Annotated in this window: 5 protein-coding genes; all 5 read left to right on the top strand. The window is 33.2% G+C overall.

What is annotated here, in order from left to right; all coding sequences use genetic code 11:
- Positions 1 to 1,865: flagellar hook-associated protein FlgK (flgK, locus tag MVY38_RS00125; protein ID WP_297482033.1), on the top strand; the 1,865-nt coding region annotated here is incomplete at its 5' end.
- A 3-nt stretch (positions 1,866 to 1,868) separates the two neighbouring features.
- Positions 1,869 to 2,666, top strand: a complete 798-nt coding sequence (locus MVY38_RS00120) for an ABC transporter permease (protein WP_297482031.1) — start codon at positions 1,869 to 1,871, stop codon at positions 2,664 to 2,666.
- 47 nt (positions 2,667 to 2,713) lie between these two features.
- Positions 2,714 to 3,283 carry an aminodeoxychorismate/anthranilate synthase component II gene (locus MVY38_RS00115; RefSeq protein WP_297482037.1) on the top strand — a complete coding sequence of 190 codons (570 nt, stop codon included), beginning with the start codon at positions 2,714 to 2,716 and terminating at the stop codon, positions 3,281 to 3,283.
- Positions 3,280 to 4,473 carry a hypothetical protein gene (locus MVY38_RS00110; protein ID WP_297482030.1) on the top strand — a complete coding sequence of 398 codons (1,194 nt, stop codon included), beginning with the start codon at positions 3,280 to 3,282 and terminating at the stop codon, positions 4,471 to 4,473. Before MVY38_RS00115 ends, MVY38_RS00110 begins: the two co-directional genes overlap by 4 nt.
- Positions 4,474 to 4,560: 87 nt before the next feature.
- Positions 4,561 to 5,892: an ATP citrate lyase citrate-binding domain-containing protein gene (locus MVY38_RS00105; protein ID WP_297432332.1), complete on the top strand. Its 1,332-nt coding sequence runs from the start codon at positions 4,561 to 4,563 to the stop codon at positions 5,890 to 5,892.
- The last annotated feature ends 125 nt before the right edge of the window (positions 5,893 to 6,017 follow it).

Below are 6,017 nucleotides of genomic sequence, written 5' to 3'. Positions count from 1 at the left end.
TGTTTAATACTTTAGGTATAGGTTATAGCGGACTTAGTGCAGCACAGGTAGAAATTAATACCACTGGACACAATATTGCAAATGCTGAAACTGAGGGTTATACCCGTCAAAGAGTAATGACTTCTGCCGCAACTCCTATTTCAATGCGTCCAGGGCAGGTAGGCAATGGCGTTGAAGTGCAAGATATAAAAAGAGTTTTTGATAATTTTGTTTTTGATAGATATAATGCAGTTTCTGCTGATAAAGAAAATAGTGATACACAAAGGCAAACTTTAGAAACATTATCTACCTACTTTCCTGAAATTGATGGTGTTGGTGTAAAAGCTGATATGCAAAAGTATTATGATGCATGGCAAACTTTTGCAGATAATCCTGATAATGATTCTGTTAAAGTTGCCTTAGCAAAACAGAGTGAGACACTTGCTTCTCATATTAAAGAGACACAAAGTAAGGTATTAGATTTACAAAAACAGACAAATGAGCAAATAGCAGCTAATGTCAATCAGGTTAATGATTTGGCAAGGCAGTTGGCTGATGTCAATTTATCTATAAATAATGCTGAAAATGGCGGTGGAAATAGTGCTAATGATTTACGCGATAAACGCAATGTTTTAGAGCGAAGTCTTTCAAGATTAATTGGTGCAAATGTAAATCAGGGACAACTAGAAGCAAATATACAGGTAGATAGTAACTCTAATACAAGAACAGGAAGCTATACTTTAAGTGTAAATGGTTTTAATATTGTCGACGGAAATACATTCCATCCTCTGCATTTAGAGAATAAATCAAATAAATTTGGATTTTATGACATCTCTTATGAAAGACAAGATGGAACTTTAATACCTATGAACGAAGAGATAAAGGGTGGTAAAATAGGTGCGTTACTGAATTTGCGTGGTGCTGCTCTTGATACAACAAGTGGTATGCCTGTTGATGGTACTCTTCAAAAAACGGTATCGGATTTGGATGCTTTTGCTAAAGGCTTGATTGAAGGGACAAATAATTTATATGCTCAAAGTGCATCAACAGCCAAAGAATCAAATAGTGTAGAATTAAGTGATTCTGCTCCACTAGTAAATTCAAAGTTATCTATTAAACAGGGCTCTTTTGATGTTGTAGTCTATGATATAGATGGTAATGAAGTGGCATCGAGAAAAATTAATATAGATTCGGCAACATCAATGTCTAATACCGATAATTCTATAAAGTCTCAAATTGAAGCAAACAAAGATGACAATGGTGATAATAATGCAACAAATGATATAGATGATTATATAAAATTTAATTATGCTTCTATAGGAAGTGGCAAAAATATTTTAGATTTGTCAGTAAATTCTGATGCTGCTTCAAAAGGATATACTTTTTCAATAAAAGATAACTACAGTGATGATTCATTTAATTCAGGAACAAATTTTGCAGGAGCTTTAGGCTTAGGTCGATATTTTGATGGTAATAATGCACGAGATATCCAACTAAATGATTCATTACACAACAATCCAACTTTGGTACATGCAGGATACTCCTCAAGTGGTGGTGATAATAATTTAGCATTAGATATGACACAGCAGCAGTTTGAAAAGTATGATTTTAATGTAGCTACAGAGACTTATAATACAACTCTCTATGGAATGTTTGATACTACGAGTACTTTTGTTGGTGTCTCAACAAACTCTGCAGTATCGAGAAATGATACAGTAACTGCACAATTTAATGCAACAGAAATGGAATATAACTCTGTTTCTAAAGTAAGCATAGATGAAGAGATGACAAATCTTATTAAATACCAAACCTCGTACGGTGCAGCAGCAAAAGTAATAACAACAGTTGATCAGATGATGCAGACTCTTTTGGGAATTAAACAGTAGGTCATGCCTATTTTTAGCATAGCTCTATTGCTATTTATTTTTATTTTCTCTTTTTTTGGCTCTTTGTTTTATACAGTCAGCCCCTATGCTTTAGATGCTCACTCCATACTTCTCTCTCCCTCATTTGCGCATCTTTTAGGAACAGATAGACTTGGACGGGATATTTTGGCATGTCTTATTGATGGCGGTCAGGTCTCATTAACCATTGGAGTTGGGAGTGCTTTTATTGCTTCTTTTGTAGGGTTTATTTATGGTTCATTAGCTGGTTATTTAAGAGGAGGTTTTGATAAGATTTTTGTTGTAAGTGTAGACCTTTTTCTAACTTTTCCAACTTTCTTTTTACTTTTGGCACTTGTAAGTTATGTAAATGCTTCTGTCTGGGTGCTTATAGTGATTATTTCCATAACAGGGTGGATGACTACAGCCCGCTTAATCCGTTCGGAGAGTTTTAAAATAACTTCGCAACCTTTTATAAAAATATTAAATATTGCAAAAGTCAATAAATTTAAAATCTTGATGAAATATTATGCACCAATACTCGCGCCCATCTATTTTGTAAGTTTTACATTTGGTGTCGGTGGTGCAATACTAGCAGAGTCTTCACTTAGTTTTTTAGGGCTTGGAATTGTCGCACCACAAATGAGCTGGGGAACAATTCTTAGTGGCGGTAAAGGTGTTGTTGATATTGCGTGGTGGGTAAGCTTTTTCCCTGGTCTTATGATATTTTTAGTAACTTTTTCACTTATAAACATTTCAAATTATTTGCAAACGCTTACAAATCAAAAAGAGTTACAAAATTAGGTATAATATGACATTAGGACTTTTTTGCTATGAGAGGGACAAATAATATGATTTTAATGATAGATAATTATGATAGTTTTACTTACAATATTGTGCAGTATTGTCGTGAGCTTGGTGCTGATTTAAAAATAATAAGAAATGATGAGATGAGTGTGCAGGAAATTGCAAATTTGCATCCTGAAAAAATTATTGTCTCACCTGGACCAGCTTCTCCTGATGAGGCTGGGATTACACTTGATGTGATTAGATATTTTAAGGATAAAGTTCCTATTTTAGGAATTTGTCTTGGACATCAAAGTATTGCACAGGTTTTTGGAGGGGATGTTATTCGTGCAAAAAATATGATGCATGGAAAAACCTCAATAATGAAGCAAACGCAGCAGTGCGCTCTGTTTAAAGATATTCCCCAAGAGTTTATTGCTACTCGTTATCACTCTCTTATAGTAGACAAAAACACTCTACCAGATATTATTAAACCTACTGCGTTTAGTAGCGATGATGATGAAATTATGGCTCTAAAAATCAAAGATAAAGAGATTTATGGTGTACAGTTTCATCCTGAATCTATAATGAGTGAATATGGTCACGAAATGATAGGAAACTTTTTAAAACTATGAGTTCAAGACTCATCTTTTTCTTACTTTTAGGATTAGATGCCTTTATTCTATTGCTTGAAACGGCTCATGTCTCTATTTCATACAATGAGGCACTTTTGTTGTATGGTAATAAATCTTTTTTACAAGAAATCATTAAATTTTTTATATGTATTTTTGGAGAAAATGATATAGGACTGCGTTTAGCAATGATACTATTTCATCTTGGAAGTGTGATATTACTTTATGATATATCAAAAAAATATCTTAAATCTTCGCGAAATAGACTATGGCTTGTTTTAATTTTTATTTTACTTCCTGGGGTAATTAGTGCTGCATTAGTAGTAAATCATGCAGGTTTACTTATTTTTGGACTTTTATTATATATCTATTTAAGTGATAAATTCAAAGAGATATACATTGCACCATTATTATTCGCCTTTGCCCTCCTTGACTCTGGTTTTTCTTATCTCTTTTTGGGATTAATGGTCTACCATTTCTTTGAAAAAAATAGATGGATGTTCCTTTATAATATACTACTGTATCTTGTGTCTATTAGTATTTACAATATTAAAATCTATGGTTCACCCAGTGGGCACTTTTTAGATATAATGGGTCTGTATAGTGCTATATTTACGCCTATTGTTTTCATCTATATTTTTTATGTACTTTATAAACGCTTTTTGACAAAGAAAATTGATAAAATATGGTATATATCTACAACAGCGCTACTAATTTCTTTGATTCTCTCTTTTAGACAAAGAGTAGATATTGAAGTATTCGCCCCCTATCTGATCATATCTCTGCCTTTAGCTGCTCAAAGTTTTGTTTCATCTTATCGCGTCAGGGTAAAAGAGTTTAGAAAAAAATATAAAATTATTTTTGTTATATCTTTAATATTCTTAGTGCTAAACGCAGTCATTGTGTTTTTTAATAAAGAACTTTATCGTGTTTTAGATAATCCAAAAAAACATTTTGCTTACGATATGCATGTGGCAAAAGAGTTGGCAACTTATTTAAAAGCACACAACATTGATTGTGTGAAAACAAATTATAAAATGCAACTAAGATTGAAGTTTTATGGTGTAAATGAGTGTGATAATATAGAGTTGAAAGAGCTCTCTTTAGGTAAAGAAAAAGATGCTAATGTAACTATTCGTTACAATAATATAGCAGTATATAAGGCTGATGTTACTAAAATAAACAATAGATAAATCAATTGAATATGAAATATAAACAAAAGATATTTATTAAAAAGTTTATGCTACAATGCTCCTCAAATATCAAAATAGGGAGTTTCTATGGCTCAAAAAGCGATACGTGAATACGACGGTAAAGCACTTTTTTCTAAACAATGGGAAAAATATTTTAGTGGATTCCATTATGGGTTCAAATCTGTTCTTGTAACAAGTGGAGCAGAACTTTTAGCAAAAGCTGAAGAACATGGCTTTGAATGGTTAAAACAAGAACCATTAGTTGCAAAACCAGATATGTTGTTTGGTAAGCGTGGTAAAAATGATTTGGTACTGTTTAAAACAAATAAGCCAGGTGATGTAACTTTAGCTGATGCAGCAAAATGGATTGATGAAAAGATTTCTCATCCGACAACACTTCTTTCAGGACAACATGGAACTTTGACGCACTTTATTGTTGAGCCATTTACTCCACACTCTCAAGAGCAAGAGTACTATATTTCTGCTACATGTGTTGGTGAAGATGATGTACTTTATATGTCTGCTGAAGGTGGGATGGAAGTTGAAGATGGTTGGGATGAAAAAGTTAATGAAGTAGTAATTCCTATTGATATGACTGATGCTGATATTGAGCATGAAATTAAAGCAAATATTCCTGCTGATATTCCTGCAGAAAATAGAGCGCAATTTGAAGCATTTGCATTCTCATTTTTTAGATTTTATAGAGATATGAACTTCGCATATTTAGAAATTAATCCAATTGTTATGCTTGAAGGCAATAACATGGCTATTCTTGATCTTGTTGCTCGTCTTGATGATACTGCAGGTTTTATGATGAAAGATGTATGGGGAGATATTGAGTATCCGACTGCGTTTGGTATGGAAGATCAATCTCCAGAAGAAAAAGCAATTGCTGAAGCTGATAGCAAATCAGGTGCTTCACTAAAACTTACTATTCTCAACCCAATGGGTAGAGTTTGGACTATGGTTGCTGGTGGTGGTGCTTCTGTTGTTTATGCAGATACTATTGCTGATTTTGCTGAAGCGAATGGTGGTTCAATAGCTGATCTTGCAAACTATGGTGAGTATTCAGGTGGACCAACTACTGGTGAGACTAAATTTTATGCAGATACTATTATTGATTTGATGACTCGTCATGAGGATCCAAAAGGTCAAGATAAAATTTTAATTATTGGTGGAGCTATTGCGAACTTTACAGATGTTGCAAAAACTTTTACAGGTATTATTCAATCATTTGAAGAAAATGCAGAAAAAATTAAAGCACATAATACTAAAATTTATGTTCGTCGCGGTGGACCAAACTATGAAAAAGGTTTGAAAGATATTAAAGAAGCTGCGGATAGACTTGGGCTTTACATTGAAGTGTACGGACCAGATACACATGTTACTGACATCGTTAGAATGGCATTAGAGAAGTAAGGGGCTAAAATGGAAAAATTATATACTAGAGATACACAAGCGATTTTTTGGAATAACAATAAAACTGCTATTCAAAGAATGTTAGATTATGATTATACAATTAAAAGAGATACTCCTTCTGTTGC

The sequence above is a fragment of the Sulfurimonas sp. genome (assembly GCF_027056685.1).
Classification (GTDB): Bacteria; Campylobacterota; Campylobacteria; order Campylobacterales; family Sulfurimonadaceae; genus Sulfurimonas.
The sequence above is the reverse complement of the archived record's forward strand: the minus strand, read 5'-3'. Positions and strand labels throughout refer to the sequence as shown.

Bases quoted from the DNA above. Each gene is read 5' to 3' on its own strand.
- MVY38_RS00120 (WP_297482031.1), top strand. From the start codon at position 1,869: ATGCCTATTTTTAGCATAGCTCTATTGCTATTTATTTTTATTTTCTCT.
- MVY38_RS00115 (WP_297482037.1), top strand. From the start codon at position 2,714: ATGATTTTAATGATAGATAATTATGATAGTTTTACTTACAATATTGTG.
- MVY38_RS00110 (WP_297482030.1), top strand. From the start codon at position 3,280: ATGAGTTCAAGACTCATCTTTTTCTTACTTTTAGGATTAGATGCCTTT.
- MVY38_RS00105 (WP_297432332.1), top strand. From the start codon at position 4,561: ATGGCTCAAAAAGCGATACGTGAATACGACGGTAAAGCACTTTTTTCT.